The sequence below is a fragment of the Pseudomonas sp. DC1.2 genome (assembly GCF_034351645.1).
Taxonomy (GTDB): domain Bacteria; phylum Pseudomonadota; class Gammaproteobacteria; order Pseudomonadales; family Pseudomonadaceae; genus Aquipseudomonas.
On sequence record NZ_CP133782.1, the window covers coordinates 3823180 to 3849062 of the forward strand.

At 58.0% G+C, this 25883-nt stretch carries 29 protein-coding genes and 1 pseudogene; 14 read left to right on the forward strand and 16 right to left on the reverse strand.

Annotated features, from left to right (window positions below):
• Nucleotides 1-21 precede the first annotated feature (21 nt).
• From RHM68_RS17100 to RHM68_RS17110, 3 genes are all read left to right on the forward strand, one after another.
• On the forward strand, nt 22-483 hold the full coding sequence (locus RHM68_RS17100) for a MarR family transcriptional regulator (protein ID WP_322223831.1): 462 nt from the start codon (nt 22-24) through the stop codon (nt 481-483).
• Between the two features lie 288 nt (nt 484-771).
• Entirely contained in the window at nt 772-1191 is a 420-nt protein-coding gene (locus RHM68_RS17105) for an organic hydroperoxide resistance protein (protein WP_322216928.1), read from the forward strand.
• A 34-nt stretch (nt 1192-1225) separates the two neighbouring features.
• Entirely contained in the window at nt 1226-2239 is a 1014-nt protein-coding gene (locus tag RHM68_RS17110; protein WP_322216932.1) for an alpha/beta hydrolase, read from the forward strand.
• 120 nt (nt 2240-2359) lie between these two features.
• Here RHM68_RS17110 and RHM68_RS17115 read toward each other — a convergent pair whose 3' ends face one another.
• Both RHM68_RS17115 and earP read right to left on the reverse strand, forming a co-directional pair.
• A complete protein-coding gene (locus RHM68_RS17115; RefSeq protein ID WP_322216935.1) occupies nt 2360-2929 on the reverse strand; it encodes an elongation factor P in 570 nt (189 codons plus the stop codon).
• 48 nt (nt 2930-2977) lie between these two features.
• The gene (gene earP / locus RHM68_RS17120) at nt 2978-4120 is read right to left on the reverse strand and encodes an elongation factor P maturation arginine rhamnosyltransferase EarP (RefSeq protein ID WP_322216937.1); all 1143 of its coding nucleotides are present in this window, start codon (nt 4118-4120) and stop codon (nt 2978-2980) included.
• A 124-nt stretch (nt 4121-4244) separates the two neighbouring features.
• Between earP and RHM68_RS17125 the strand changes: the two genes are divergently transcribed.
• Together RHM68_RS17125 and RHM68_RS17130 are read left to right on the forward strand one after the other, a co-directional pair.
• A complete protein-coding gene (locus tag RHM68_RS17125; RefSeq protein WP_322216940.1) occupies nt 4245-4655 on the forward strand; it encodes a hypothetical protein in 411 nt (136 codons plus the stop codon).
• 2 nt (nt 4656-4657) lie between these two features.
• A complete protein-coding gene (locus RHM68_RS17130; RefSeq protein ID WP_322216944.1) occupies nt 4658-5140 on the forward strand; it encodes a transcription elongation factor GreAB in 483 nt (160 codons plus the stop codon).
• A 9-nt stretch (nt 5141-5149) separates the two neighbouring features.
• Here the strand turns inward: RHM68_RS17130 and cysB are convergent, their stop codons facing one another.
• From cysB to RHM68_RS17155, 5 genes are all read right to left on the reverse strand, one after another.
• Nucleotides 5150-6124, reverse strand: coding sequence for an HTH-type transcriptional regulator CysB (gene cysB, locus RHM68_RS17135; RefSeq protein ID WP_322216947.1), 975 nt, complete (start codon nt 6122-6124; stop codon nt 5150-5152).
• Between the two features lie 112 nt (nt 6125-6236).
• On the reverse strand, nt 6237-6740 hold the full coding sequence (locus tag RHM68_RS17140) for a universal stress protein (RefSeq protein WP_322216950.1): 504 nt from the start codon (nt 6738-6740) through the stop codon (nt 6237-6239).
• A gap of 92 nt (nt 6741-6832) precedes the next feature.
• Nucleotides 6833-7738 (reverse strand): 5'-nucleotidase, encoded by a 906-nt coding sequence (locus tag RHM68_RS17145; RefSeq protein ID WP_322216953.1) that lies wholly within the window; start codon nt 7736-7738, stop codon nt 6833-6835.
• 23 nt (nt 7739-7761) lie between these two features.
• Nucleotides 7762-8718, reverse strand: a complete 957-nt coding sequence (locus tag RHM68_RS17150; protein WP_322216956.1) for a putative 2-dehydropantoate 2-reductase — start codon at nt 8716-8718, stop codon at nt 7762-7764.
• A complete protein-coding gene (locus tag RHM68_RS17155) occupies nt 8715-9101 on the reverse strand; it encodes a thioredoxin family protein (RefSeq protein WP_322216959.1) in 387 nt (128 codons plus the stop codon). The genes RHM68_RS17150 and RHM68_RS17155 overlap by 4 nt, the downstream gene beginning before the upstream one ends.
• Here RHM68_RS17155 and RHM68_RS17160 point away from each other — a divergent pair.
• Nucleotides 9100-9543 (forward strand): PilZ domain-containing protein, encoded by a 444-nt coding sequence (locus RHM68_RS17160; RefSeq protein ID WP_322216962.1) that lies wholly within the window; start codon nt 9100-9102, stop codon nt 9541-9543. The two genes, RHM68_RS17155 and RHM68_RS17160, sit on opposite strands and share 2 nt — an antisense overlap.
• A gap of 128 nt (nt 9544-9671) precedes the next feature.
• Nucleotides 9672-10748, forward strand: a complete 1077-nt coding sequence (locus tag RHM68_RS17165) for a 3-deoxy-7-phosphoheptulonate synthase (RefSeq protein WP_322216964.1) — start codon at nt 9672-9674, stop codon at nt 10746-10748.
• A gap of 71 nt (nt 10749-10819) precedes the next feature.
• Here RHM68_RS17165 and RHM68_RS17170 read toward each other — a convergent pair whose 3' ends face one another.
• Nucleotides 10820-11107 carry a GNAT family N-acetyltransferase gene (locus tag RHM68_RS17170; RefSeq protein ID WP_322223833.1) on the reverse strand — a complete coding sequence of 96 codons (288 nt, stop codon included), beginning with the start codon at nt 11105-11107 and terminating at the stop codon, nt 10820-10822.
• A 637-nt stretch (nt 11108-11744) separates the two neighbouring features.
• Here RHM68_RS17170 and oprI point away from each other — a divergent pair.
• The gene (oprI, locus tag RHM68_RS17175) at nt 11745-11996 is read left to right on the forward strand and encodes an outer membrane lipoprotei OprI (protein ID WP_002553018.1); all 252 of its coding nucleotides are present in this window, start codon (nt 11745-11747) and stop codon (nt 11994-11996) included.
• 121 nt (nt 11997-12117) lie between these two features.
• On the opposite strand, the gene RHM68_RS17180 is transcribed toward oprI, so the two are convergent.
• The 3 genes from RHM68_RS17180 to RHM68_RS17190 form a co-directional block, all read right to left on the reverse strand.
• Nucleotides 12118-13089: a L,D-transpeptidase family protein gene (locus tag RHM68_RS17180; protein WP_322216984.1), complete on the reverse strand. Its 972-nt coding sequence runs from the start codon at nt 13087-13089 to the stop codon at nt 12118-12120.
• A 156-nt stretch (nt 13090-13245) separates the two neighbouring features.
• Nucleotides 13246-13539 (reverse strand): hypothetical protein, encoded by a 294-nt coding sequence (locus tag RHM68_RS17185; protein WP_322216985.1) that lies wholly within the window; start codon nt 13537-13539, stop codon nt 13246-13248.
• Between the two features lie 55 nt (nt 13540-13594).
• A complete protein-coding gene (locus tag RHM68_RS17190) occupies nt 13595-14200 on the reverse strand; it encodes an arylesterase (protein ID WP_322216987.1) in 606 nt (201 codons plus the stop codon).
• A gap of 10 nt (nt 14201-14210) precedes the next feature.
• On the opposite strand from RHM68_RS17190, the gene RHM68_RS17195 reads away from it, so the two are divergent.
• The 3 genes from RHM68_RS17195 to greB are packed head-to-tail and all read left to right on the forward strand — an operon-like array spanning nt 14211 to nt 17930.
• A complete protein-coding gene (locus RHM68_RS17195; protein WP_322216989.1) occupies nt 14211-14894 on the forward strand; it encodes an ABC transporter ATP-binding protein in 684 nt (227 codons plus the stop codon).
• Nucleotides 14894-17398 (forward strand): ABC transporter permease, encoded by a 2505-nt coding sequence (locus RHM68_RS17200; protein ID WP_322216991.1) that lies wholly within the window; start codon nt 14894-14896, stop codon nt 17396-17398. The genes RHM68_RS17195 and RHM68_RS17200 overlap by 1 nt, the downstream gene beginning before the upstream one ends.
• Before the next feature lie 34 nt (nt 17399-17432).
• A complete protein-coding gene (gene greB / locus RHM68_RS17205; RefSeq protein WP_034150173.1) occupies nt 17433-17930 on the forward strand; it encodes a transcription elongation factor GreB in 498 nt (165 codons plus the stop codon).
• 2 nt (nt 17931-17932) lie between these two features.
• On the opposite strand, the gene RHM68_RS17210 is transcribed toward greB, so the two are convergent.
• The 4 genes from RHM68_RS17210 to RHM68_RS17225 form a co-directional block, all read right to left on the reverse strand.
• Nucleotides 17933-18241 carry a class I SAM-dependent methyltransferase gene (locus RHM68_RS17210; RefSeq protein ID WP_322216994.1) on the reverse strand — a complete coding sequence of 103 codons (309 nt, stop codon included), beginning with the start codon at nt 18239-18241 and terminating at the stop codon, nt 17933-17935.
• Between the two features lie 316 nt (nt 18242-18557).
• The gene (locus RHM68_RS17215; RefSeq protein ID WP_322216996.1) at nt 18558-19982 is read right to left on the reverse strand and encodes an IS1182 family transposase; all 1425 of its coding nucleotides are present in this window, start codon (nt 19980-19982) and stop codon (nt 18558-18560) included.
• A gap of 108 nt (nt 19983-20090) precedes the next feature.
• Complete coding sequence (locus RHM68_RS17220; protein WP_322216997.1) at nt 20091-20525, reverse strand: DoxX family protein; 435 nt, start codon at nt 20523-20525, stop codon at nt 20091-20093.
• 103 nt (nt 20526-20628) lie between these two features.
• Nucleotides 20629-22050 carry a transglycosylase SLT domain-containing protein gene (locus tag RHM68_RS17225; protein ID WP_322216999.1) on the reverse strand — a complete coding sequence of 474 codons (1422 nt, stop codon included), beginning with the start codon at nt 22048-22050 and terminating at the stop codon, nt 20629-20631.
• Nucleotides 22051-22287: 237 nt separating this feature from the next.
• Here RHM68_RS17225 and RHM68_RS17230 point away from each other — a divergent pair, with 237 nt between their 5' ends.
• The 3 genes and pseudogenes from RHM68_RS17230 to RHM68_RS17240 form a co-directional block, all read left to right on the forward strand.
• Complete coding sequence (locus RHM68_RS17230; RefSeq protein ID WP_322217002.1) at nt 22288-23097, forward strand: TatD family hydrolase; 810 nt, start codon at nt 22288-22290, stop codon at nt 23095-23097.
• A gap of 126 nt (nt 23098-23223) precedes the next feature.
• Nucleotides 23224-24705 carry a methyl-accepting chemotaxis protein gene (locus tag RHM68_RS17235; protein ID WP_322217005.1) on the forward strand — a complete coding sequence of 494 codons (1482 nt, stop codon included), beginning with the start codon at nt 23224-23226 and terminating at the stop codon, nt 24703-24705.
• Nucleotides 24706-24822: 117 nt separating this feature from the next.
• Nucleotides 24823-25053 (forward strand): annotated as a pseudogene (locus tag RHM68_RS17240) (terminase); the annotation flags it as partial.
• A 31-nt stretch (nt 25054-25084) separates the two neighbouring features.
• On the opposite strand, the gene RHM68_RS17245 reads toward RHM68_RS17240, so the two are convergent.
• The gene (locus RHM68_RS17245) at nt 25085-25882 is read right to left on the reverse strand and encodes a thioesterase family protein (RefSeq protein ID WP_322217008.1); all 798 of its coding nucleotides are present in this window, start codon (nt 25880-25882) and stop codon (nt 25085-25087) included.
• Nucleotide 25883 lies beyond the last annotated feature (1 nt).

The window sequence follows — 25883 nt, forward strand, 5'->3', positions numbered from 1 at the left end:
ATTACCGATCAAGGCACCGACATGACCACCGAACGCAACACCCCGGACACCTGCGATGACCTGCTGCTGAACAATCAGGTCTGCTTCGCGCTCCACTCCACTTCGCTGATGATGACCAAGGCCTACAAGCCACTTTTGCAAGCACTGGGTCTGACCTATCCGCAGTACCTGGCGATGATGGTGTTGTGGGAACGGGACGGATTGACCGTCGGCGAAATCAGCACACGCCTACTGACCGATCCCGGCTCATTGACGCCGCTGCTCAAGCGCCTCGAAGTCGAAGGCCTGCTCAGCCGCACTCGTAGCCGCGAAGACGAACGCGTGGTCATTGTCGAGCTGACCGAGCAAGGCCGCGCGCTAAGAGAAAAGGCTCGCGGCATACCTCAGTGCATCCTCGGTGCCAGTGGCCAGACATTGGAACAGTTGAAAACGCTGCAAGCGGATCTCCAGGTACTGCGCAGCAACCTGCAAGCCAGCCTGTAGTCCAGAGAACGTTATCCATGACCAGTGGGAGTAAGCTCCCACAGACCCTCTTACAACGTTCCGCCGCCATGCCGCCGCCCTTCTGTCAAAAAATCGGCTGCTAAGAATTTCTAACGAGCGGCTCTAAAGCAACTGTCTTGACCTCATTCGACCACGTGACTGGCGCCACGGAACGATTTTTCTGAAAATTTATCTTGCGCGCAAACTATTAGCGAACTACATTTGCTTCGAACTTACTTGGCGCACAATTATTTGGCGCTAACACCCCAGTCCAATGAGGCCTACACCATGCAAACTCTCTACACCGCAATCGCAACCTCCACCGGCGGCCGTGATGGTCGTGCCATTTCCAGCGACAACATTCTCGACGTCAAACTCGCCACTCCGAAAGAACTCGGCGGCGCTGGCGGTGCGGCCACCAACCCTGAGCAACTGTTCGCGGCCGGCTATTCCGCCTGCTTCATCGGTGCATTGAAATTCGTCGCCAGCCAGACCCAGCGCAAAATCCCGGACAACGCCTCGATCACCGCCCATGTCGGCATCGGCCAGATCCCCGGCGGTTTCGGCCTCGACATCGACCTGCACATCAGCCTTCCGGGCCTTGAACAAGCCGATGCGCAAAGCTTGGTAGACGCCGCTCACCAAGTTTGCCCGTACTCCAACGCCACCCGTGGCAACGTCGATGTACGCCTGCACGTTAGCGTCTAACAACTGATTCCCTGGCCTGTACAAGGAAACCCACATGCGCACTTTCAGTAAAGTTTTGACCGGTACCGTTCTCGCCCTGTCCATCCACAGTGCATTTGCAGGCGATGGCATTGAACACAGCACCCAGGCATTTCTCGATGCGCTGAATGCCGGCACCGGCAAACCGATGGAGCAACTGACGCCTAAAGACGCTCGCGCCGTCCTGACGGGTGCGCAGGCCGGGGTAAAGCTGACGCTGCCAAAAGCCGATGTCAGTGAGAAAATCATTCAAGTCGACGGTCAATCCATCAGTCTGACCATCGTCCGGCCGGCTGGGGTCAAGAGCGAACTGCCAGTGTTTATGTTCTTCCACGGCGGGGGCTGGGTGCTGGGGGATTTCCCGACTCACGAACGGCTGGTTCGGGACTTGGTAGTGGGGTCGGGTGCGGCGGCCGTGTTCGTCAATTACACCCCGTCGCCGGAAGCGCATTACCCGGTGGCGATCAACCAGGCGTATGCCGCCACAAAGTGGGTGGCCGAACACGGGAAGGAGATCAACGTCGATGGCAAGCGCCTGGCGGTGGCCGGCAACAGCGTGGGTGGCAACATGGCGACCGTCGTGTCGCTGATGGCCAAAGACAAGGGCACACCCGCTATCAAGTTCCAATTGCTGCTATGGCCTGTCACTGATGCCAGTTTCGAGACAGCCTCCTACAACCAGTTTGCGGAAGGACACTTCCTCACCAAAAACATGATGAAGTGGTTCTGGGATAACTACACCACCGACGCCAAGCAACGTAACGAGATCTACGCCTCACCGCTGCGGGCAACCACCGCACAACTCAAAGGGCTGCCGCCCGCACTGGTGCAAACCGCCAGCGCCGACGTGCTGCGCGATGAAGGCGAGGCTTACGCCCGCAAGCTCGACGAGGCAGGGGTGCCCGTCACGGCAGTACGCTACAACGGCATGATCCACGACTACGGCTTACTCAATGTCGTGAGTCAGGTGCCCGAAGTGCGTTCGGCGATACTTCAAGCCTCTGAAGAGCTTAAGCAACACCTGAAATAAATAACCTGTTGGAGCACGCTCGCTGACACCAGGTTTCATCGTTGTACTTGAGACAGCCGTTCTGACAGATACAAAAAAGCCCGACTCAAAGGTCGGGCTTTTTCATTCCTGGGGCTGTGCTTATTTGGCACGGCCTTTGTAGGAACCGCCTTCGCGGGTATCGATCTCGATCATGTCGCCGATTTCGATGAAGTCAGCAACCGACAGCTCGGTACCGTTCTTCAGTTTGGCAGGCTTCATCACCTTGCCGGAAGTGTCGCCGCGAGCGGAACCTTCGGTGTAGTCGATCTGACGCACGATAGTGGTCGGCAGTTCTACGGAAACCAGGCGTTCTTCGAAGAAGATCGCTTCGCATACATCGGTCATGCCTTCTTCAACGAAAGGCAGAACGGCTTCGATGTCTTCAGCGTTCAGCTCGTACATGGTGTAGTCGGAGGTGTCCATGAACGTGTAAGTGTCGCCGCTGATGAAGGACAGGGTCGCTTCTTTGCGGTCGAGGATCACGTCGTCCAATTTGTCGTCAGCGCTGTAAACGATCTCGGTCTTGTAACCGGTCAGCAGGTTCTTCAGCTTGGTTTTCATGATCGCGCTGTTACGACCGGACTTGGTGAATTCAGCTTTCTGAACCAGCCAAGGATCGTTTTCGAGACGGATCACGGTACCGGGTTTCAGTTCTTTACCAGTTTTCATTGCGAATATCCGAATTTGGATGGGATTTACAAAAATCTAGGCCGCGTATCATATCCAATTTACCCAAAACTGTACCAGCGCCGCGGCAAGATCAGCCTGCAAGGCTTGTTCCAGACACCACGCCTCAGCGTGTTTTTCCAGCTCAGGCCAGTGTTTACGGGCCGCCAGCCACTGGTCGGCCATGCCGTCACCTGCATTCCAGGCCCGCCACAAACCGCTGATAGCCGCTTCGGCCGGCGCCGAAAGGCCTTTTGTATAGAGCACGAGGAACGCTTCCAGCTTGTCCAGGTGAATGTCTTCGTCTTGCGAGTAGATGTGCCAGAGCAACGGCCGACCTGCCCACTGAGCGCGGACAAAGGAGTCTTCGCCGCGCACGGCATTAAAATCGCAGCTCCACAACAACAGGTCATATTGGTCCTGTGGGACGAATGGCAACACCTGCACCGTCAGAGCACCGCGGACGTGTAGCGCGCCAGGGACCAATCCTTTCACCCCGAGCCAGTCCTCGACATCATCGAGAATCCGACCTACAGGCACTAACAGATGGGCCGGGGTCGAGTCAGTCGACATCGCGTCGAACCAGCGCGCCAACCCAGTATTTTCGTAGGCAAACAGTGAAATCAACTGCGCTCCTGAAGCACGATTAACCCCCAACCCACGCAGGAAGTCTCGCTGTGCTTCTGGACTTTGCTGAAACTGCCGACGCCGATCAAGTAATTGGCTTTCACGCAGCAAGCCACCGGTGCCCTTCTGGAATCCCGGAAAAAAGAAGTACTTCTGCACGGTCTTATACTTCACCGACGGCAATCCATGGCAGCCGACGACCCAATCCTCGGCGCTCAGATAATCCAGGTTCAACCACAGCGGCGGTTTTTCCCGAACGGCCATCGCGTTCATGTAGGCAACGGGCAGTTGACAGGCAAACGCGGCAATGACGACGTCGGCTGCCGCAGTGGGTGGCCACTCGGCCGGCCATTGACACACCTCAACCCCCTGCTGCCACTGCTGCGACACATCGATATCGATTTCCGGGCACAGATGTTCGAGGGCGCGCAGATCATCGACCCACAAACGCACCTCAAGGGCGTGCTCGGTCACCAGTTGACGGGCCAGGCGCCAAGTCACGCCGATGTCGCCAAAATTGTCGACGACGGTGCAAAAAATATCCCAGCGGGTTTTCAGTTCAGGCATTGCAGGCTCCCGTTGGCAAAGGCGCCGATTGTCCGCATAAATTACCCCGTACAGAAGAGCCGACGGCGATTAATCTTCGTGCGACAATCGCCGCTCGCTCGCGACTATCCGCCAGGAGGCAGCCATGCCCTACCGTCCCAACACGCGCCGCCCATTGCCGATCCGCTTCAATGCAATGCAATTGAGCATCAGCATTGCCGTGGGAATATGGCTGGGGTTCATCGCCATCGCACTGACATTCTGGCTCGCCTCCGGCTTTATCTTTCCCGAGCAATTGGCACCAGTGACTCAAGCCGTGCAACGCCTGGCAAAACCGCCGATGGTGGTGCAACCGACGCCAGACATTCCGACACAGAGCCAGATGTTCGAACAATACAAAGAGAACCTGCGCAAGAACGAGCAACAGCAAGCCCTTGATCAGGCTCGGACCAATAACCGCAACCTGTCCAACCCGAAATGCCAATTCTGGCTGCAACAGGACCAGACCGCGCCGAATGAAAAAAGCCGCGCCAACGTTCTGCAATTCTGCGATTGATCATGAACAAACAGATCGTCCACCAACTGATTATCGACAAACTGCGCATCGACCTCGACATCGCAGAACGTGCGGCGCAAACCGCTTATGAAACCGCAACCCACGAAGAAAATATCGCCGAAAACAAATACGACACGCTCGGACTGGAGGCGTCTTATCTGGCAGCGGGACAGGCAAAGCGAGTGGAAGAGATCAGGCAATCGCTGAACCTTTGCCAGCACCTGACGTTACGCGCCTATGACGATCAGCGCGGTATCGAAGTCGGCGCCTTGCTCGGCCTGCAGGACGAAAAGGGGCGCGAGCAATGGTTGTTCCTGGCCCCGGACGCGGCGGGTTTGAAGGTCGATCTGGTGGGGCAATGGATCACCGTCATTACCCCCCGCTCACCGCTGGGAAAGAGCTTGCTAGGCAAGTTCGAGGGGGACGAAGTGGACATTCTGGTGGCGGGCGCTCGGCAACAATTCGCTGTTACCGAGGTGGTTTAGGCCGGACGATCAGTGGACGGGCAATTCGACGCCGTCGAACAGCTCTTCCAGTTCCTGCTTGTTATGACACTGGATGGCTTTAGCCATCACTTCGCGAGTCAGGTGCGGGGCGAATTTCTCAATGAAGTCGCACATAAAACCACGTAAGAATGTACCGCGACGGAAACCGATCTTGGTCACACTGGATTCGAACAGCTCACTGGCATCAAGCATCACCAGGTCGCTGTCGAGCTTGGCATCGACGGCCATTTTCGCCACGATACCCACGCCCAGGCCCAGGCGAACGTAAGTCTTGATCACGTCGGCGTCGGCCGCAGTGAATACCACTTTTGGCGTCAGACCACGATGGCTGAAGGCTTCGTCGAGTTTCGAGCGACCAGTGAAGCCGAACACGTAAGTCACAATCGGGTATTCGGCCAGCGCTTCGAGGGTCAGCTTCGGCAACTTCGTCAGCGGGTGCCCCTGAGGCACGACCACGCAGCGGTTCCAGCGGTAGCACGGCATCATCACCAGGTCACCAAATAGCTCGAGGGCTTCAGTGGCGATGGCAAAATCCACGGTGCCGTCGGCGGCCATTTCAGCAATCTGCATCGGCGAACCCTGGTGCATATGCAGGGCAACGTCCGGGTACTGCTTGATGAAACTACTAATCACCGGCGGCAACGCATAACGGGCCTGAGTGTGCGTGGTAGCAATCGACAAGGTGCCTTTCTTCTCGTTGGAGAACTCCTGGGCGATCTGCTTAATGCTTTCCACTTTGCGCAAAATCTCGCCGGCGGTGTTGATGATGCGCTCGCCGGCCGGGGTGACGCGGGTTAAATGCTTGCCGCTACGGGCGAACACCTCAACGCCTAATTCGTCTTCCAGCAGACGGATCTGCTTGCTGATGCCGGGCTGAGAGGTGTAAAGACTTTGAGCTGTGGCTGAAACGTTGAGGTCGTGGTGCGCCACTTCCCAGATGTAGCGCAATTGTTGAAGCTTCATATGAATCCCTCAAAGCAGGTAGACGCCACGGGCATCAGCGACGGTATATAACTATATTAATGGTTTGAATAATAAATCTAGAACTTTTTATCAAAATGCCATTATTCGTGCGCTAACGATCCCCTTGGCGCCGACGCTGCACCAGCGGCACCAGGTAAACCGGTACCGGCGAGAGCTGCAACACCCTCGCAGCCGTCCTGCCCAAGGGCATTTGCGTACCAGCGCCCTGGCTGTGACTACCTACGATCAGTAAATCCACGGAGAGTTTCTGCACCTGGTCGAGAATCACCTGCGACGGCTCGCCCTGCAGCACCCGCACCGCCTGAATTCGTTGTAAATCCTGTGCGCCTTCGTCCCCCAGTTCTTCACGAAAACTGTCGAGTACCCGTTGCTCGATACTGGCGATCACCGTATTCAGACCCTGACTGTGGAACTCGTTCAACGCCTTTTTATCGAGGTAGCTCTGTAGCACGGACTCAGCGAACAGCCCCATCGGTTCAACTGCGTGTACGACGTACAAGTCGGCGTTGAATGTTCGCGCCAAGGCCAAGGCATGCTGCATCACGACAGGTGCGTACAACCCGAGGTCAGTGGCATACAGCATTGCGCGAATCATATGAACTCCTCGTGCCAACATGGCGGAGACTGATTCAGCTTAGCAGTGCCATGGCGAGTACGACGGGCCGCACAACGTGTTGAACCGCGAGCTTAGCCCTTCTGTTCATTGCTGATGCCATGGGGCACGTGACCGGTGGCAACCACTTCCCGGGCAAGCTCGCAATGACCAGCCTGATCGTCGAAAAACACGTCGGCGGCGAAGGCTTCCAGAAATGCCGACTTGGTCAAGCCGCCGAGGAACAGCGATTCATCCAGACGAATGTCCCACTCACGCAAGGTACGGATCACCCGCTCATGGGCCGGCGCCGATCGAGCGGTGACCAGGGCCGTGCGGATCGGGCATGCGCCCTCGGGAAATTCACGCTGCAATAAATTGAGTGCCGCCAGAAAACCTTTGAACGGCCCACCGCCCAATGGCTCTCGCGCAGATTCACGCTCACTGGCCTGAAAGGCTTCGAGGCCGCCCGCCTGATAAACGCGCTCCGACTCATCGGAAAACAGCACCGCATCACCGTCGAAGGCAATGCGCAGTTCGTCGCTGGCCGCACGGCTCGCGCCACCGGACAGGATGGTCGCCGCCGCAAAGCCTGCGTCCAGCGCACTGCGCACGTCTTCAGCATGGGTGGACAGAAACAGGTCACAGCCAAAGGCCTTGAGGTACGGGTAAGGACTGCGTCCGCCGACAAATGCCGCACGGGAAATCGCCAGGCCGTAGTGGTGAATCGAGTTGAACACCCGCAGGCCAGTATCGGCACTGTTGCGCGACACGAGGATCACCTCGACACGAGCGCGACCGAGTCGAGTATTGAGGTTCAGGAGTTTTTCCACCAACGCAAATGCATCGCCGGGTTCGAGGATTTCGTCTTCGTGCTCGATCTGATACTGCCGATAGGCCTCAACCCCGCTCGACAGATAGACCTTGTGGCTTTCACTCAAATCAAACAGCGCGCGAGAAGAAATCGCCAGCACCAATTTGTCGTCTATTACCTTTGCCATGCCCTTCCCCCCGATTGATCGACTTAAGTATTACGTCGATCGATAAAACTCAAACTGCGATGCAAGCTCTCGATGAGCGGTAACTCGCACCCTGCGGCCTTTGCCGCTGCCAGAGGCTTGAGGTAAATGGCGTCCAGTTCCAGCGGGCGCTTGTGCAGAAAATCGTGATACATACTTGGCCAGTAGTCGGGCATTTTTTCGGTCACGCTCAGCAAATGGTCGGCATAACCGAGCGGCATGTCATGGCCGCAAGCTGTCGCACCGCGGACCACTTCGGCCATCAACGCCTTGACCAGCTCCCGACTGTCGACATCGGCCATCAGCGGCGCAGTACTGGCCCCGAGCAAAACCGACAGACCGTTGTAGGGAATGTTCCAGACCAGTTTTTGCCAACGCGCCTGATGCAGGTTCGGCATGGCCAGGGAGTCGATACCTGCAGCCCGAAATAGCGCGGCCCCCTCCTCTACAATCGCTATGCGCGCCTTTTCATCGGCGGCAGGACCGCTGTGGTAGCCGACATTCACCGCACCGAGCGCCTGGTGGGTAATGACCCCAGGGTCGGCACGGTGGACGCAAATAAAACAGAGCCCGCCGAGCACATGCAGCGAATCTGGAAGCCACTGACGCAGGCTGTCTTCAACGCCCAGGCCATTTTGCAGCAGCAGCACTTTTGCACCGGGCGCCGCGGCGTGAAGAATGGCAGGGGCAAGATCCGCGTTGCTGGTGGTCTTGGCGCCCACCAGCAACCAGTCACACGGCGGCATGTTTTCGGCCGATGAATAGGCCTGGACCGGATTCAAGGTCAGCGCTCCATGCACTGCGCTATCCAGTTTCAGGCCGTGCTCGGCCACCGCTGAAAACTCACTGCGCAATAAAAAATGCACATCGAAGCCCGCTCGCGCAAGTATTACCCCATAGAACCCACCGATTGCTCCGGTGCCGACAATACCGATTGTCGGTTTTGCAATTGCACCCATCATGGCAACTCCTCTGCAATTCGAGTCAACGCTTGCTTCAAGGCGGCATTAAGCTCGGTAGGGGTCAAGCGCGACTGTAGCGCCCCAAAGAACTGACCGTCGCGCACTACAAACAGCGCCGGTAAATGAAAGACCTCATAACGCTCCACCAGCCCACCGTTGTTTTCCGCATCGACCCAACACAGCCGATCGATCCTCAGATCGAGTCCAGGCAATTGTTGCCGGGCAAATCGGCAACTGGCGCAGCCGACGCTGGTAAAAACAATCAGTGACACACCACCCATCGCTAGCAGTCGTTGATCGGCGTCGAAATCGGTCAGTTCCGATTCGGCCACTATACTGGTGGAAACACTGTCAAATGGGCGACACAGGGAATCCGTGTTCATGGGACGTTTTCTTCCTCATCCTGATGATGTGCCCGTGGAGCTGACGCTGCTCAAGCATGAGTGCATTTCACGGCAACGGCTGCACACTATCAGCCTCGGCGGCATGGCTTGCAATTATCACCGTGCCTGGCGACGGGGGTCAGCGCTGGAAGTGCGAATGCCCAGCTTGAGCCCCAATCTTTGCTATCTGGGCTACGTCGCCTGGTGCTTGAGACGAAAGCGCGGCTATCTGGTCGGGATTGCCTTCGTCGACGAGCAGACACTGTTCAGTGCTCGAATGGGCGAGCAGGCGTGCCAGATCGACCGCTACTGCCGCCTGCACGAACCCCAAAACCAACTGCAAAACAATCAGGCCCTGGCCCTGGAATGGGTCCAGCAACACGCCGACGAGTTCTCTCACGATACGGTCAGCAAGGCATTTGCACAGCCAGTGCTGGATTAAACCGGTGTCTGCCCATTGTCGAGCAGGCGCGTAACGCGCTAAGGTTCGGCTCCCCGACGCGCTTAATTTGCTGTGCTCCGCCGCGCGGGTTCGCTGGCGGCCGGCACCCGTGACCTGACGAGTAAACGATGGCTGATTTACCGATCAACGACCTAAACGTCGCCTCCAACGAGACGCTGATCACTCCCGATCAGCTCAAGCGTGATATTCCTCTGAGTGACGCTGCCCTGCACACCGTCACCAAGGGCCGCGAAGTGATTCGCAACATCCTGGACGGCACTGACCACCGCCTGTTCGTGGTCATCGGGCCATGCTCGATCCACGACATCAAGGCTGCCCACGAATACGCTGAGCGCCTCAAGGCTTTGGCCGCAGAAGTGTCCGATACCCTGTATCTGGTCATGCGTGTGTATTTCGAGAAGCCGCGCACCACCGTCGGCTGGAAAGGCTTGATCAACGATCCGTACCTGGATGACTCGTTCAAGATTCAGGATGGCTTGCACATCGGTCGCCAGCTACTGATGGACTTGGCTGAAATGGGTTTGCCAACCGCCACCGAAGCCCTCGACCCGATCTCCCCGCAATACTTGCAGGACCTGATCAGTTGGTCGGCCATCGGCGCACGCACCACCGAGTCCCAGACTCACCGTGAGATGGCCTCTGGCCTGTCCTCGGCCGTCGGCTTCAAAAACGGCACCGACGGTGGCCTGACGGTTGCCATCAACGCCTTGCAATCGGTTTCCAGTCCGCACCGTTTTCTGGGTATCAACCAGGAAGGAGGCGTGTCAATCGTCACCACCAAGGGCAATGCTTACGGGCATGTGGTGCTGCGCGGCGGGAATGGCAAGCCGAACTACGATTCGGTCAGCGTTGCGCTCTGCGAACAAGCGCTGAACAAGGCGAAGATCAAACCGAACATCATGGTCGATTGCAGCCACGCCAATTCCAACAAGGACCCGGCCCTGCAACCGCTAGTGATGGAAAACGTCGCCAACCAGATCCTCGAAGGCAACCAGTCGATCATCGGCCTGATGGTCGAGAGTCATCTGAATTGGGGCTGCCAGGCAATCCCGAAAGACCTCGCCGACTTGCAATACGGCGTGTCGATCACCGATGCCTGCATCGATTGGTCAGCTACCGAAAAAACCTTGCGCAGCATGCATGCCAAGCTCAAGGATGTGCTTCCAAAACGTGATCGCCACTGATCAGACGTCTTTATCGCACACACAAAAACGCCGGGCTTAACCCGGCGTTTTTTTATGCGTGATTGTTTGGGTTACGGGTTCAGCTTCGCGGCATGCCGCTGGTGACGCTCCATGTAGCGCTCGACGTAGGAGCACGATGGAATCACGGTGTAGCCCATTTCCTCGGCATACTGCAGCGCCTGCTCGGTCAGTGCCGCTGCAATGCCTCGACCGCGCAATGCGTTTGGCACGAAGGTGCGATAGATATCCAGGGTCTGCTTTCCCAGATCCATATAGGTCAGATAGGCACGATGACCGTCCACATTGGTCTCGAACTGATGACCAGCCTGGTCATGGTGGATGGACAACGCCTCGCTCATCACTACTCCTCGCGGGTCTTGAATTTTGACCCCTACCTTACCGATGTTTTTCCGGCGAAGGAACATCTACGCCACCCTGCGCCTGAATGGACACCGAGAAGAGCGGCACCGATCTCGCGCAACCTGGCACGTATCAAATAGTAGGCACCATTGACACAAATGCTCAAGATACGCTCGTCATCACGTTTGGGTGACGGGTGCATTGCGCAATTACGCAGGGGCGACTCGACCAAAGATCAGAAGGTCGAAAGCCTGAACATTGCCGGATGTTGAGACTTAAGACGAGCGCCCGTTGTTAAAGTCACCTCAACATGCAGAAAGATATGAGGGAGGCACTGCAAAATTCGAACAGAAGTGTAGACGACCCCATCTAGACAAATTGTAGTCAACACCAAAAAAACAGCCGCCAGCGCAGACAGCCTTGCGCCAGACGGCTCGCTGAATCCGAGCCTTGCCGATGCATATTTTTTAGACAACTCAGTTAAAAGTTGCTCGAAAAAGAATCAACGCCTACAATTTTTTTGCTTCTTGCGCTACGTCAGTTTACTTACTACAAGTAATGGGTAGTATGTACGCCGGCTATTTCCTCACTCTGAGGAGACAGCTACTTAATAGAAAGTCCTTGAAGGGGAACACGATGAACAACGTTCTGAAATTCTCTGCTCTGGCTCTGGCCGCAGTTCTGGCTACCGGTTGCAGCAGCGTATCGAAAGAAACCGAAGCACGTCTGACCGCTACTGAAGACGCAGCTGCTCGCTCCCAGGCTCGTGCAGACGAAGCTTACCGTAAAGCTGATGAAGCTCTGGCTGCTGCTCAAAAAGCACAACAGACTGCTGACGAAGCTAACGAGCGTGCTCTGCGCATGCTGGACAAAGCTAGCCGCAAGTAATAGTCCTTCGGGATTATTATCAAGCCGACCCATTTTTGGGTCGGCTTTTTTATGCCTGGATTTTAGCCCGGTCATAGAAAACCCGCCGACGCGATTAACGCCGGCGGGTTCCTTCACACGATTACTGCTGCAGGTCGATCGGCGTACTCGAGACCATTGGAGCCGCGGTGTTAGGCACAGCGATCTCGGTTGGCAAGCCATCTTCGGCCGCCACCACGTCACGTACCACATCCCAGTTCATGCGCAGATTGTTGGTGATGTCTTCACGCTTGAGCATCGCGTTGATCACCGCAGTGTGTTTGTCGACTACCGACGGGTTGCCCTTGTCGTCCAGCGGCGTATGCGCTTCGAGATAAACCTTGCCGCCGCTCATGCCGAACTTGTACGGGTCGTTGATGATCCGTACCGAAGTACCGACCGGCACCATGGCCGCCATTTCCAGTACGTTGTTGTTGAACATCCGGAAACAGCCATGGCTGGTGCGCATACCGATGCCAAATTTTTTGTTGGAACCGTGAATCAGGTAGCCCGGCGTGCCCAGGTTGAACTTGAATGGCCCCAGAGGATTGTCCGGGCCTGCGGGCACCACATTCGGCAGTGGATCACCATCTGCGGCGTGCTCGGCCTTAATCGACGCTGGAGGCGTCCAGGTCGGGTTCGGCGTCTTCGCGGTAATAGTGGTGTGAGCAATAGGCGACCCCCAGCCCTCGCGACCAATACCCAGCGGGAAGGTGTAAACCACGTTGCGGCCTTTCGGGTAGTAGTACAGGCGGTATTCAGCCAGGTTGATCACGATACCTTCGCGAGGACCCGGCGGCAGGATGAAGCGGGTCGGCAGCACGACTTCAGTGCCGGCGCCCGGCAGCCAGGCGTCGACACCGGGGTTGGCTGCGACCATCTCCAGGTAACCCAGGTCATAAGTGGTGCCCAGGTCGGCGAAGGTGTCTTCGTACTTGGCCTTGATCACCTGCACCTGACCGATGATATCTTCGCCGGGCGGTGGCAGAGGCAACTCCAATGCTGCAACGGGACCTGCCACACAGAGGGCGGCAAGAGACAAGCAGCGGGTGACGGCAGGAAAGCGCGACAACATCCGGAAAATCCTTCGCATGATCGACAAGGGTTATAAGTCGGCGATTGTACACCGACGCCCGCGAATTCGGGGAGATGGAGCGCGCCACAGACGATGCATGACGTTTTTTTCATGTGGCGGGGAGCGGGTTTGAAGAGCCCCCCCTCGGCTTTAAGCCTAAAGCTCGAATCGCAGTTCAGGCCAGATCGGCGATGTACCGCGCTTCTGCGACTCGAGGATGGCCCGGCACAGCGAACACAGCCGTTGATCCTGGAAGACTCTGCGATCAACGCTCGACCAGCGCGGCTGTGCCGGCAGCAGGCCGCCGCACAGGGTGCGGTCTGCCGAGCCACCGAGTTCCAACTGACGGGCCACCAGATGCACGCGCACTTCCTGGCAGGCAAACAGATCCAACTGCTCATCAGGCTCGATCAGTTGGTAGGCAAACAGGGACCAGGCGGGACGCGGCATCGGGGGCTCCAAATCGGGGCGCCACCTTAGCCGAAACACCGCCGCTAGAAAAGCGTCAAAGCAGCGGTTTCAGTGTCGGCCAGACATTTTCCAGCAACTTGCCTTGGGCCCCTGCCGCAGGGTGTAGGCCGTCTGCTTGCATGAGGTCCGGATGGCCGCCTATGCCATCGAGAAAAAACGGCACCAGCGGAATCTTTTTTTCGTTGGCAAGAGTGCCGTACACCTCGGCAAAAGCTTTGGTATAGCGCGCGCCGTAATTGGGCGGCAATTGCATGCCCAACAACAACACCTTGGCGCCACTGGCCCGGGAGCTGTCGATCATCGACGCAAGATTTTGTTGCAATTGAGTCGGCAGCAAGCCACGCAGGCCGTCGTTACCACCCAACTCAAGGATCACCAGTTGCGGCTTGTGCTCTGCAAGCAGCGCCGGCAGGCGCGCCTGGCCTCCGGCACTGGTGTCGCCGCTGATGGACGCGTTGACCACCTTATCGTCGAAACCTTCACGCTTGAGGCGTTGCTCAAGCAACGAGACCCACCCCAAGCGGGTATCCAGGCCGAAACCGGCGCTGATACTATCGCCAACGATCAGGACTGTTCCCGCCGCTGCGTTCTGGGCCATGCACATCAAGGCCAGGCCAGCACTCAAAAACCACACTCGCATCGGACTCTCCATGGGCGCAAGTATTCTCACCGCGAAGAACCTCAGCAAAGTGGTTCCCAGCGCGGAAGGTGAACTGACCATCCTGCACGAACTCAGCCTGGAACTGAACAAGGGCGACAGTCTGGCGATCGTCGGCGCCTCCGGTTCCGGCAAATCCACCCTCCTTGGACTGCTCGCCGGCCTGGATCTGCCGAGCAGCGGCGAAGTCACGCTCGCCGGGCAAGCCCTGAGCCGTCTCGACGAAGATCAACGGGCCCGCATTCGCGCCGAGCACGTAGGGTTTGTGTTCCAGTCATTTCAATTGCTGGACAGTCTCAACGCGCTGGAAAACGTCATGCTGCCCCTGGAACTGGATGGCCGCAAAGACGCCCGCGAACGTGCCACCGAGCTACTGCAACGAGTGGGCTTGGGTCAGCGCCTGACTCATTCGCCGCGCCAGCTCTCCGGCGGAGAGCAACAACGCGTAGCGATTGCCCGCGCCTTCGCCGCCGAACCCGACGTTCTGTTTGCCGACGAACCCACTGGCAATCTCGACAGCCACACCGGGGAGCGCATCAGCGACTTGCTGTTCGAATTGAACAAGGAGCGCGGCACGACCCTGGTGCTGGTGACCCACGATGAACGCCTGGCACATCGCTGCCGGCGCCTGATCCGTCTTGAAGCGGGCCTGCTGGTCGCGCCCCTGGAGCCTTGATGGCACGCCTGCCAATGTTGCGCCTGTTCAGTCTCGCCATCCGCCAGCTACTGCGCGACGCTCGTGCCGGTGAGTTGCGCGTGTTGTTCTTCGCGCTGGTGGTCGCCGTCGCTGCGAGCACCGCCATCGGCTACTTTGGTGCTCGCCTGAACGGCGCCATGATGTTGCGTGCCACCGAGTTTCTCGGCGCCGACCTGCTGCTCGAAGGCAGCTCCCCGGCACGCGACGAACAGATACGAAGCGGCACGGAGCTGGGGCTTGAACATGCTCAAGTGGTGGAGTTTTCCAGCGTCATCGCCACCGACAACGGCATTCAACTCTCCAGCATCAAAGCCGTCGACAACAGTTACCCTCTGCGCGGCGAACTGAAAAGCGCCCCGACCCCCTTCGCCCCGGAAGTGTCCGGCGGCGGGCCTAAACCCGGCGAAGCGTGGGTTGAAGCGCGACTGCTGACTGCGCTGAACCTGAAAATGGGCGATAGCATCGACGTCGGCATGAAAACGCTGAAACTGTCGCGCGTGCTGACATACGAACCGGACCGCGCCGGTAATTTCTACAGCCTCACCCCTCGGGTCTTGATTAATCTCAGCGATCTGAACGCGACCGGCGTCGTACAACCTGGCAGTCGAGTCAGTTACCGTGAACTGTGGCGCGGCCAATCGCAGATGCTGGAAGCCTATCGCCAATCGATCAAGCCCGGCCTCGCGGCCAACCAGCGGTTACAGGATGCCCGCGATGGTAACCGGCAGATCGGCGGCGCCTTGGGCAAGGCCGAACGTTACTTGAACATGGCCAGTCTGGTAGCGGTGCTGTTATCCGGCGTGGCCGTTGCGCTGTCGGCGACACGCTTCGCCACCCGCCGATTCGATGCGAGTGCGTTGCTGCGCTGCCTCGGTTTGTCACGCCGGGAAACAATGGTGCTGTTCAGTTTGCAACTGACCCTATTGGGATTGCTGGCCAGCCTAAGCGGTGCCCTCATCGGTTGGTTGGCGCAACTTGGGTTGTTTGCGTTGCTGCATGATTTGGTCCCCAGCGATGTGCCACCGGGCGGCCTGTTTCCGGCCATTGCCGGGATCGGCACCGGGCTGGTCGCACTGGCCGGGTTCGCCCTGCCGCCGCTGGCCGCTCTGGGTAGAGTTCCGCCATTGCGCGTGCTGCGCAGGGACATGCTACCCATTCCCTCCAGCACCTGGATGGTCTACGGCGCAGCACTGGGCGCACTCGGGCTAATCATGTGGCGCTTGAGCCTGGACCTGGTCCTGACTTTCGCTCTGCTGGGCGGCGGCGTGCTGGCAGCCTTGATCCTCGGCGGCTTGCTGTTGCTGCTGCTCAAAAGCCTTCGCCGAATACTGGCTCGCGCGTCGTTGCCATGGCGCCTGGGCTTGGGTCAATTGCTGCGCCATCCACTGGCCGCAGCCGGCCAGTCGCTGGCCTTCGGTTTGATTCTGTTATCCATGGCTCTGGTCGCGCTGCTGCGCGGCGAGTTACTGGACACTTGGCAAAATCAGCTCCCCAAAAACGCACCGAACTACTTCGCGTTGAACATTCTGCCAGCGGACAAACAGGCCTTCACCGACCGCCTGATCGAACTCTCCGCGCAGTCGGCGCCTCTTTACCCGGTGGTGCCAGGACGTCTGATCAGTATCAATGGCGAGCCCGTGCAGGATGTTGTCAGCAAGGACTCCGCAGGTGACCGGGCGATTCAGCGCGACCTGAGTCTGACGTGGGCGGCGGACCTGCCGGCGGGCAATACGCTCACCGCCGGCTCTTGGTGGACCCAACAGACCGCGGATGATGTCCCCGGCGTTTCAGTCGAAGGTAAAGTCGCTGAAAGTTTGAAGCTGAAACTGGGTGATCACTTGGTGTTCACCGTCGGCGGGGTCAATCGCGAAGCAAAAGTCACCAGCCTGCGCCAAATCAATTGGGACAATTTCCAACCAAATTTTTTCATGATCTTCCAGCCAGGCACCCTGAAAGATCTGCCGGCGACGTACCTCACCAGCTTCTATCTGGCTGCCGGTCACGATCAGCAGATTGTCGACCTGTCCAGGGCATTCCCGGCGGTCACTATTCTGCAAATCGAAGCCTTGTTGGAGCAGTTGCGCAGCATCCTCGCTCAAGTAACCCTGGCGGTGGAATACGTGCTGTTGTTTGTCCTCGCAGCGGGGATGGCGGTGCTGTTCTCCGGCTTGCAGGCGACCCTTGATGAACGTATTCGCCAAGGCGCACTGTTACGGGCGCTGGGCGCCGAACGGCAACTGCTGGTCAAAGCCCGGAGGATCGAATTCGGCTTGTTGGGCGCCGTCAGCGGTTTGCTGGCAGCACTGGGTTGCGAATTGGTGAGCCTGGTGCTTTACCGCTATGCCTTCGACCTGTCTTGGCATCCGCACCCATGGCTGTTGGTATTGCCACTGATCGGAGCAGTGCTGATCGGTGGCGCCGGCGTCTTCGGTACGCGCCGCGCACTGAACGCCAGCCCCCTGACAGTCCTGCGCGAGGGTTGATAGACTCGATGCCTTTCCACAACAAGAAGTCGCCATGAGTCGTTATCGCCCTCCCCGCACTGCGGGCACCGCGCTGATCACCCCCGAAGGTGAAGCGCGGATGCGCGCCGAGTTTCACGAGCTCTGGCATGTGCGCCGACCACAGGTAACGCAGTCGGTCAGCGAGGCTGCGGCACAGGGTGATCGCTCGGAAAACGCCGAGTACACCTACGGCAAAAAAATGCTGCGCGAAATCGATAGCCGCGTGCGCTTCCTTACCAAACGGCTTGAGGCACTCAAGGTCGTCAGTGAGAAGCCCAGCGATCCGAACAAAGTGTATTTCGGTGCCTGGGTCACGATCGAGGATGAGGACGGCAAGGAATCACGCTACCGCATCGTCGGACCGGATGAGCTGGACTTGAAGCAGGGCCTGATCAGCATCGACTCACCTCTGGCTCGCGCACTGATCGGCAAGGCGCTGGACGCCGAGGTTCGGGTGCAGACACCCACCGGTGAACAGTGCGTGTACATCGTGGCCATCGATTACCCCTGACCTCAGCGGCGGGTAATCAGCCCTTGCCGAGCCACACGGATCAACTGTTTGATGACGTCTGGAGCATCTGCAAGGCTGGGCGACTGAATCACCGCCAAGTCGAAACTGTCATTGGCGAAACGTAATAGCGATTCACCGTCTTCGACGAACTGGATCAGAAAGGCAGCCGGCCGACCGGTACGACGAGGCCAACCATCGAGATAACGCAAGAGCGTTGGCTGATGTTTGCCGCCTAGCAAGATTTTTGGATTGCGTTGGGTCAGGTGTGCCGTGATCGGCGCGGGGCGTACAACGGGGCTTAGTGCATTCATTGGGTCGTGTCTCTGCCTCAAAAGTCTGCATGGCAGGTGAGAGGCAACACCGAACCAGCGCTTTAGCGGTATTTCGAAGCCCTGTTCTGGCTTCTATCGGCAACTCACTGAGTCACCTGGCGCCCCGCAAGTAGCTGTTTAAATCGGCGCATGAGCCACATCCTAGAGAAGCTGAGTAGACAGTGTCAACAATCGTGAAAACAAAAAAAGGCCCGCGAATCAGGCTGTGTGAAAACACAATCTGTCCCGGTTAAAAGCAAATGCCCCGACTTGTCGGGGCATTTGCTTTTCTGCGATCTGAAAAATAAAGGGCCTCTCAGCCCATCAGCGCCATCAGCTTTTGCGCTCCCAACACCTGGATAGCCCTTTTCAAGTTGTAGGCCTGTACCGCAAGCGCCATTTCTGCGCGAGTACCCTGTAACTGGCGCAGCAAAAACCGGCCATTGCCGAAGATCCATTGCTTCAGGTTGCCGAAGGGATGCTCGACGATGGATCGGCGATTGACCATCATTTCGGGATGGGCCTTCATCCGCCCCTCCATTCGCTCAAATGCCGCTTCGTGGGCATGGCGCGTCAGATACCGGCGTTCGGCCTTGGTGCAGCGGCTTTTGAGCGGACAACTTCGGCAGTCGCTGATAGCCGCCTGATAGATCCGGTCGCCCTTGCTCAGTTGTTTGAGCGTCAGTTGGTTGCCGGCGGGGCACTGATATTGATCGTTGTCCGTGTCATAAATTAATTCGGTTCGATCAAAGTACTGTTCGTCACCACCGGTGGTGTTGATGGACCGATTCGGGGGCACAAACGCCGTGATGCCGGCATCTTCACAGCTCTGAAACTGGGCGCCATTGGAGTAGCCCGCATCCGCTGTGACGCAGCGTTCTGATTGGTGCAGCTCCTCTTTGGCCGCTTTGGCCATCGGATCGAGCTGGCGATTGTCGGTGCCTTCCTGAGTGACTTCGTGGTGCAGAATCAGACAATGTTTGGCATCTACAGCACTTTGAATGTTGTAGGCCACGAGCGGGCCGGACGCCGTTCGCATCTTCTGGGCCTCGGGCTCGCCCACGACGTGTTGAGCCAGACCTTGAGCCTCCATCAGCACCTGACAGGTCTGGTTATTGGCCTTTTTTACCTGCAACTCTTGAAGCGCGGCTTGCACCGCTGAACGATCAATCGATTCCCCATCCTCGCCACGATCTGCTTCATCAAGTTGTGCCAGATAACGCGCAATTCGCTTATCGAGCACCGCTTCTCGCTGCTTGAGTTTTTTCGGTGTCAGGTGTTTGCGACTTGAGGCAACCGCCTGAAACTTGCTGCCATCGATTGCCACCAACTCGCCGGCAATCAGACCGGCATTTCGGCAAAACCGAACAAAGGTGCGACAGGTTGCGGTGAACGCAGCGCTGTTATCGCGCCGAAAATCAGCGATGGTTTTGAAGTCAGGGGCCAGCCGGCCAAGCAGCCACATGACTTCAACGTTGCGCTGACACTCGGCCTCGAGCCGCCGCGACGAGCGGATGCGCTGAAAATAGCCGTAGAGGTAGAGTTTGAGCAGGTCGGCGGGATCATACGAAGGGCGTCCCGTGGCCTTGGGCCTGGCTTTGTCGAAGCCCAGCAGCTCAAAGTCCAGAAGCGAAACATAGGCCTCGATCACCCGAACCAGATGGTCATCGGGAATGAGTTCGTCTAGCGAGAGTGGAAACAGCGCGCTCTGGGAGCGGTTTTCACCTTGGATATAGCGCATAAGAAAAATGCCCGTATCTTGCGATACGGGCATTTTCTTCAACCGGCCAGCAGATTGCTAGGTTTTCACACAGCCTGGAATGCGGGCCTTTTGATTGAGCCTGGGCGGTCAACCCGAGATCGCGCGGTCTACCGAAAGCTTGCCGGCACCCTCAATCATTACGGCGATGCTGCCGCCGAGCAATGCCAGGGCGAACTCGTAACCGTTGTTGGCCATAAACAGACCGTTATGAATGTGTACCGACAAGATCGCGACCAGCGAGAGAAAGCTCAACCCCAGCGCAGCGGGACGCACCAACAAACCAATAATCAGCGCCAAACCGGCGAAAAACTCCGTGCCGCCTGACAGGATCGCCATCAGGTAACCCGGCGTCAAACCAAGACTCTCCATGTACTGCGCAGTACCGGCCAAGCCATAACCACCAAACAGACCAAAAAGCTTCTGCGAACCATGGGCAGCGAAAATGATACCGACGAAGATCCGCAAAACGGTCAAACCGTAGCCAGCGCGGGTGAACAAAACCTTGTTGATCAGTGTGCTCATGCCGTGTCATTCCTTATAAACGAGTGGGGGGTGGCCGCCATATTAATCGGATAATCAAATGATATAAGCGCAAATAACCCATCATAACAATCGATTTATTTGATTACTTGCGAGAGGCGATTTTTTGCTCCTGGGGCTCCAACGACTCCCTCTCTCGATCAAACGCCAAATAGTACTTGTTCACGCTATTTACATAGCTGACGGCGCCCATCCCCACTTGCTCCATGGCGATACGTTCCACCTGAAAGAACCATTGATTGGGGTTCAAACCCCTTCGCCGAGCTTCGGCACGCATACCCTGCACGCGCTCCGGCCCCATGTTGTAGGCCGCGAGCACGAACGCCATGCGCTCACGCTCATTGAGTTTGGGGCTTGCGAAGAACTTGCGGCGGATCATCGCCAGGTACTTGGCACTCGCTTGCACATTGGCGTCGAGGTTCTGGATATTGTTGACGCCCACGCGCTGGGCGGCTGACGGAGTGATCTGCATCAGGCCAGTAGGACCGCCGCCGTTACTCGCGCCAGGCTGCAATGCGGACTCCTTGAATGCCAGCGCAGCCAGATTTAGCCAATCCATGCCTTGCGCATCAGCATGTTTCTGCAACACCGGCCGGAGTTTTTCCAGACGCTGTCGATCAGACTTGGCCAAGGGATAGCGCACTTGATACAGCCGTCGGTAAATACGTAGAAATGCCACGTCGTCATCGGACGGTTTTTTGTAGGTGCTCAGGAAACGATCAATACTGGCGCGCAACATCGACGCATCACGACGCACAAACCAATGCTCTTCACCCGGCTCGCTGATGATCACCTGCCGATCAAAACGTAGCTTGGGCAGAATCTTGCCCCAACGCTCGGCGATCGGCTGCTCGACGATGGTCAGGTGGAAGATGCCGCCCTGGACCATTTCCAGGACGTCCTCCACCGCCAGGCTGGGATCGACCCATTCGACCTTGATCGGTGCCAGTTTGCGCAGGGCAAGTTTTTGATTGATCTGACTGATTGCGTCGCCGGCGGCACTGCCATTGGCAAGGGCCAGGGTTTTGCCAGAGAGCTGCTCCAGATGGGTGTAACGCCGCTCCCCCTTGATACCGACCAACAACAACGGCACGTTACTGGCAATCGGTTGACTGCTACTGACTGCGTGCCCCGATTGCGCATCGAGCAGCTCGCCAGGCGCCACCAAGTCACCCTCCCCGCGCTGCAAGGCGCCAATCAGTTGATCCTTGGCTTTGGGGATAATCTTGAGGGTGATTTCCTGACCGTCACGGGCATGACTGTTGAGGTATTGCTCGAAGGCGCGCAAACGGTGGTACTCAACACCGATGGACTGGCCTTGGACTTCGCCGGAGCTGTTACGACTCTGATTGACCAGCACCCGCAGCACGTGGCTGCTGCGGATGGCTGCCAGATCACGCGCCTTGCTAGACGGCACTGCCTGCAGCGGCCCGGCCAGACGGGCAACTGCCGGCATCGGCAGCAAAAACGAACAACACAGCAGTAGCAAAACCGAGGGACGTATCATCCACTCTCCGGAAAGAATACTGGCGGACCTCATGACACATTTCATGAAGTTGAGCGACAGAAACAGAGCGCCTTGAGCGCTGGCAACGTGCGAAAGACTGGCACAGTGATGGCAACCCCACCAACCTGACCTGTCTCGCGGCATCAAGAGACAGCTATAACTCTATGTAGTTCTTGGCTTTTCTTATAAATCTACAGCTCTGATATGCTTTCCGGCCTTTTGGTCCGAGGTAGCACCATGCAACTCATCGATATCGGCGTCAACCTCACCAACCCCAGTTTCGACGACAAGCACTCAGCCGTACTCGAACGCGCCTATGCCGCCGGAGTCTGCCAACTGGTGCTCACCGGGACCAGCGTGGAGGGCAGCGAGCACGCCCTGGAGCTCTGCCGGCAACTGGATGAAACCGCTCAGCGTTTGTTTGCCACCGCCGGCATTCACCCGCATTCGGCCAGCGACTGGAACGCCGACAGCGCCCAGCGCCTGCGCAGTTTGCTCAAGGAACCGAACATGGTGGCCGTGGGTGAATGCGGGCTGGATTTCAATCGCGACTTCTCGCCGCGCCCGCAGCAGGAGAAGGTCCTGGAAGCCCATCTGGAAATGGCGGTCGAGCTGCAATTGCCGGTGTTTCTTCACGAGCGGGATGCCAGCCAACGACTGCTGGAAATCCTGCGTAACTACCGCGATCAGCTACCTGCTGCCGTGGTGCATTGCTTTACCGGTGAAAAGAAGGCGCTCTTCAGTTACCTCGATCTCGATTTGCATATCGGCATCACCGGCTGGATTTGCGACGAGCGCCGGGGCACGCATCTGCATCCATTAGTCAAAGAGATCAAGCAAGGACGACTGATGCTGGAAAGTGATGCGCCGTATCTGCTGCCGCGCACACTCCGACCCAAGCCGAAAAACGGGCGCAATGAACCGGCGTACCTGACCGAGGTCTTGCGGGAAGTGGCGCTGCACCGCGCTGAGCGCGAAGAAGATCTGGCGGCGCACACCACCGCGTGCGCGAGGGCCTTCTTCAGTCTGCCGACTATTGCCCAATAGCCGCCGACTTCCAGTCGTGCTCGCCTGCTGGCTTGCGCATTGACCTGCATCAAGATCCAAACTCCTGCATAGCGGCACAATGCTGGCACCTTGCCAATGCTGTTTCCGCTATCAGAGAAGACCTCCATGGGTGCCTGGCTTAGCAACATCTCACTGAAATACAAATTCTGGGCGGTCAACGCCGTCGCTTTCATCACCACACTGCTGCTGGTCCTGTACGCCGTACAACTTGAACAGGAGGCTCGCAGCCATGCCTCTCAGGCGTCGGCCCAGGCTCAGGCGCGATTGCTCTCGGCATGGCCGGCCGGGCAACCGCTGCCCAAGGCCGACAATGTGCTGACTTTTAGTCACGGACAAGCGCCGCGAATAAACGAGCAACCGGTACTGGAACTGACCGACAGCAATGGCTGGATCGACATCAACGCCATGCCGCTGTTCGGCGACAACTTGTTAATGGGCGCCGAGGTCTTCAGTCGTGCCGACGGCCAGCAAGTCGCTGTCATTGCCTACGGCCCGAGCCTGAGCCAGGTGTTCGGCGAACGCTTCTTCAACTATGCAATGGCGGTGGCGATCCTGATGCTGGCAATGCTCGGTGCGTCGCAGTTGTTGATCCGCTTCCTGCTCAGTCAGCTCAACACTCTGAAAGATGTGATGCTGCACGTGGAGCAGACCGGCGACCTGTCGGCCAGGGTGCCGTTGGCCTGCAAGGACGAAGTCGGGCAGATGGCCAGTGCCTTTAACGCGATGCAGGCCGGTTACCAGCGCGTGGTCAATACCGTGGCCAACACCGCGCGGCAACTGGATGTCGGCGCGGCGCGATTGGCCTCGAACATGAACGAAGTGCGACACGGCATGCTTGGCCAGCAAAGTGAAACTGATCAGGCGGCGACAGCGATCAATGAAATGACCGCCACCGTCCACCACATTGCCCAACATGCCGGCGCCACCCGCGACCTCTCGCAAAGCGCCGACACCCTCGCCGGTGGAGGACAGGAAGTGGTCAGTCGCGTACAGAAATCGATTGCCGGGTTGTCCAACGGCGTGCAACAGACCGCCGAAATGATCCAGCGTCTGGCCGAAGACAGCCAAAAGATCAATGGCGTGGTCAGTGTGATTCACAGCATCGCTGAACAAACCAACCTGCTGGCGCTCAATGCCGCCATCGAAGCCGCTCGCGCCGGCGAAATGGGCCGAGGTTTTGCGGTCGTGGCCGATGAAGTGCGCAACTTGGCCAAGCGCGTGCAAACCTCTACCGATGAAATCACCCTGATGGTTTCTGCGTTGCAGGCCGGAACACGGGACGCTGTGGACTTTATGCAGGAAAGCTCGTTCAAGGCCGACGACTGTGTGCAACAAGCTCAGGAAGCCGGCGCGGCCTTGGCGGAGATCACCAGCGCGGTGGCACAAATGCGCGAGAGCAACACACAAATTGCGGTGGCAGCCGAGCAGCAGAGCCATGTGGCAGAGGAGATGAATCGGGCAGTGGTGAGCATTCGTAATGTGACCGAGAACACCGTGCAGCAAACGGTGGCGTCGGCCACCACCAGCAACGAGCTGGCGACATTGGCCGGAGAATTGAGCAAAGCCATCGGGCAGCTAAAACTGTGAAGGCCGATTCGCCAGCAAGCCCCCCTATCGCGCCGATAGCCAACCTTGATTCGCCGTCCACTGCCGCCAAGCCTACTCTTCAAGCATGTCTTCAACATGTAACGAGGAGTTTCCACCATGGGCAAACGTCATCCCCACCTTCCCGCCTGGCAATGGCGAGTTAATCCACAGACTGATCAGCACTCCGCCCACTGGGCGCTGCAACTGATCGCCGCGCCACTGTTCATCATTGCGTTCATGCTGATGGTCTCCGGGGTGTTTAGCGCCAGCTTGCCGAGTCTCGCTATCGGTATCGTCGGCCTGGTGGCCGCGCTGGGTTTACAACGCCACGGTCATGGCCTGGAGGCGTGATCGAGGTCGGTGCCAGCGAGCTCACCGATCAGGCAAAAATCGTCACCGTCTGGCGGCTCATGGCTATCAAGTGCCCGTCGCTGCTCCACAGCTGGGCGGCGGCGTGGCCATAACCCTGCGCGGCGTGTTCGATTTCCACCCGGTATTTGAACCAATCCAACGCGCTCAACGTGCGCAGCGGCTGGACGAATTCGATGGTCCAGGTCAGCGTGCTACCTGGCGCCGGTTTGTTCAGGTGCGGTAACAACGCTGGCGGCCACGCGTCCACCAGCGCCAGGATATACGCTTCGCTGAGCGCCTCTTCTTTGACCTCGCCACGCAAACGTACCCAACCGCCCATGTCACGGGATTTGTTGCCGGTGAAGGGCAAGCCGCCGATACTCCAGCGCATCGCCAGATTGCGCATAAACTCCGGCGTCACGCCCTTGATGTAAGGCAATTCCTCGCAGTCATCCCAATGTTTCATCTGCGGGGCCGATTGCGCCGCCACCGCCACCTCGCTAGGTCGCGACGCACCAAAGCTGCCCTGCACCAGCGTGACGACCTGTCCTTTCTGCATCACGCGGCCCAGCACTTGGCTGACGGCTTTGCCCTCGCGCAGTACCTCGACTTCAAAACTCACAGGCACCTCGGGTTCGACCGGGCCAACAAACGTGATCGCCAACGAACGCACCGGACGATCCGCCGGTACTTTTGCGCGCATGACTTCGTATTGCAAAGCGGCGACCAAACCACCGAAGCTGGCACGGCCCTGGCCCCATTCAGCGGGTATAGACAGCGCTTGCGGGTGGCTACGGACAGCGTCGAGCAGATCGGAAAAGCGCATG

Bases quoted from the DNA above. Each gene is read 5' to 3' on its own strand.
- cysB (WP_322216947.1), bottom strand. From the start codon at position 6,124: ATGAAGCTTCAACAATTGCGCTACATCTGGGAAGTGGCGCACCACGAC.
- RHM68_RS17105 (WP_322216928.1), top strand. From the start codon at position 772: ATGCAAACTCTCTACACCGCAATCGCAACCTCCACCGGCGGCCGTGAT.
- RHM68_RS17155 (WP_322216959.1), bottom strand. From the start codon at position 9,101: ATGAACACGGATTCCCTGTGTCGCCCATTTGACAGTGTTTCCACCAGT.
- RHM68_RS17145 (WP_322216953.1), bottom strand. From the start codon at position 7,738: ATGGCAAAGGTAATAGACGACAAATTGGTGCTGGCGATTTCTTCTCGC.
- RHM68_RS17160 (WP_322216962.1), top strand. From the start codon at position 9,100: ATGGGACGTTTTCTTCCTCATCCTGATGATGTGCCCGTGGAGCTGACG.
- RHM68_RS17200 (WP_322216991.1), top strand. From the start codon at position 14,894: ATGGCACGCCTGCCAATGTTGCGCCTGTTCAGTCTCGCCATCCGCCAG.
- RHM68_RS17225 (WP_322216999.1), bottom strand. From the start codon at position 22,050: ATGATACGTCCCTCGGTTTTGCTACTGCTGTGTTGTTCGTTTTTGCTG.
- RHM68_RS17165 (WP_322216964.1), top strand. From the start codon at position 9,672: ATGGCTGATTTACCGATCAACGACCTAAACGTCGCCTCCAACGAGACG.
- RHM68_RS17180 (WP_322216984.1), bottom strand. From the start codon at position 13,089: ATGTTGTCGCGCTTTCCTGCCGTCACCCGCTGCTTGTCTCTTGCCGCC.
- greB (WP_034150173.1), top strand. From the start codon at position 17,433: ATGAGTCGTTATCGCCCTCCCCGCACTGCGGGCACCGCGCTGATCACC.
- RHM68_RS17220 (WP_322216997.1), bottom strand. From the start codon at position 20,525: ATGAGCACACTGATCAACAAGGTTTTGTTCACCCGCGCTGGCTACGGT.
- RHM68_RS17140 (WP_322216950.1), bottom strand. From the start codon at position 6,740: ATGATTCGCGCAATGCTGTATGCCACTGACCTCGGGTTGTACGCACCT.
- RHM68_RS17185 (WP_322216985.1), bottom strand. From the start codon at position 13,539: ATGCCGCGTCCCGCCTGGTCCCTGTTTGCCTACCAACTGATCGAGCCT.
- RHM68_RS17110 (WP_322216932.1), top strand. From the start codon at position 1,226: ATGCGCACTTTCAGTAAAGTTTTGACCGGTACCGTTCTCGCCCTGTCC.
- RHM68_RS17235 (WP_322217005.1), top strand. From the start codon at position 23,224: ATGGGTGCCTGGCTTAGCAACATCTCACTGAAATACAAATTCTGGGCG.
- RHM68_RS17245 (WP_322217008.1), bottom strand. From the start codon at position 25,882: ATGCGCTTTTCCGATCTGCTCGACGCTGTCCGTAGCCACCCGCAAGCG.
- RHM68_RS17230 (WP_322217002.1), top strand. From the start codon at position 22,288: ATGCAACTCATCGATATCGGCGTCAACCTCACCAACCCCAGTTTCGAC.
- RHM68_RS17130 (WP_322216944.1), top strand. From the start codon at position 4,658: ATGAACAAACAGATCGTCCACCAACTGATTATCGACAAACTGCGCATC.
- RHM68_RS17215 (WP_322216996.1), bottom strand. From the start codon at position 19,982: ATGCGCTATATCCAAGGTGAAAACCGCTCCCAGAGCGCGCTGTTTCCA.
- RHM68_RS17190 (WP_322216987.1), bottom strand. From the start codon at position 14,200: ATGCGAGTGTGGTTTTTGAGTGCTGGCCTGGCCTTGATGTGCATGGCC.
- RHM68_RS17150 (WP_322216956.1), bottom strand. From the start codon at position 8,718: ATGATGGGTGCAATTGCAAAACCGACAATCGGTATTGTCGGCACCGGA.
- RHM68_RS17210 (WP_322216994.1), bottom strand. From the start codon at position 18,241: ATGAATGCACTAAGCCCCGTTGTACGCCCCGCGCCGATCACGGCACAC.
- RHM68_RS17125 (WP_322216940.1), top strand. From the start codon at position 4,245: ATGCCCTACCGTCCCAACACGCGCCGCCCATTGCCGATCCGCTTCAAT.
- oprI (WP_002553018.1), top strand. From the start codon at position 11,745: ATGAACAACGTTCTGAAATTCTCTGCTCTGGCTCTGGCCGCAGTTCTG.
- earP (WP_322216937.1), bottom strand. From the start codon at position 4,120: ATGCCTGAACTGAAAACCCGCTGGGATATTTTTTGCACCGTCGTCGAC.
- RHM68_RS17195 (WP_322216989.1), top strand. From the start codon at position 14,211: ATGGGCGCAAGTATTCTCACCGCGAAGAACCTCAGCAAAGTGGTTCCC.
- RHM68_RS17170 (WP_322223833.1), bottom strand. From the start codon at position 11,107: ATGAGCGAGGCGTTGTCCATCCACCATGACCAGGCTGGTCATCAGTTC.
- RHM68_RS17100 (WP_322223831.1), top strand. From the start codon at position 22: ATGACCACCGAACGCAACACCCCGGACACCTGCGATGACCTGCTGCTG.
- RHM68_RS17115 (WP_322216935.1), bottom strand. From the start codon at position 2,929: ATGAAAACTGGTAAAGAACTGAAACCCGGTACCGTGATCCGTCTCGAA.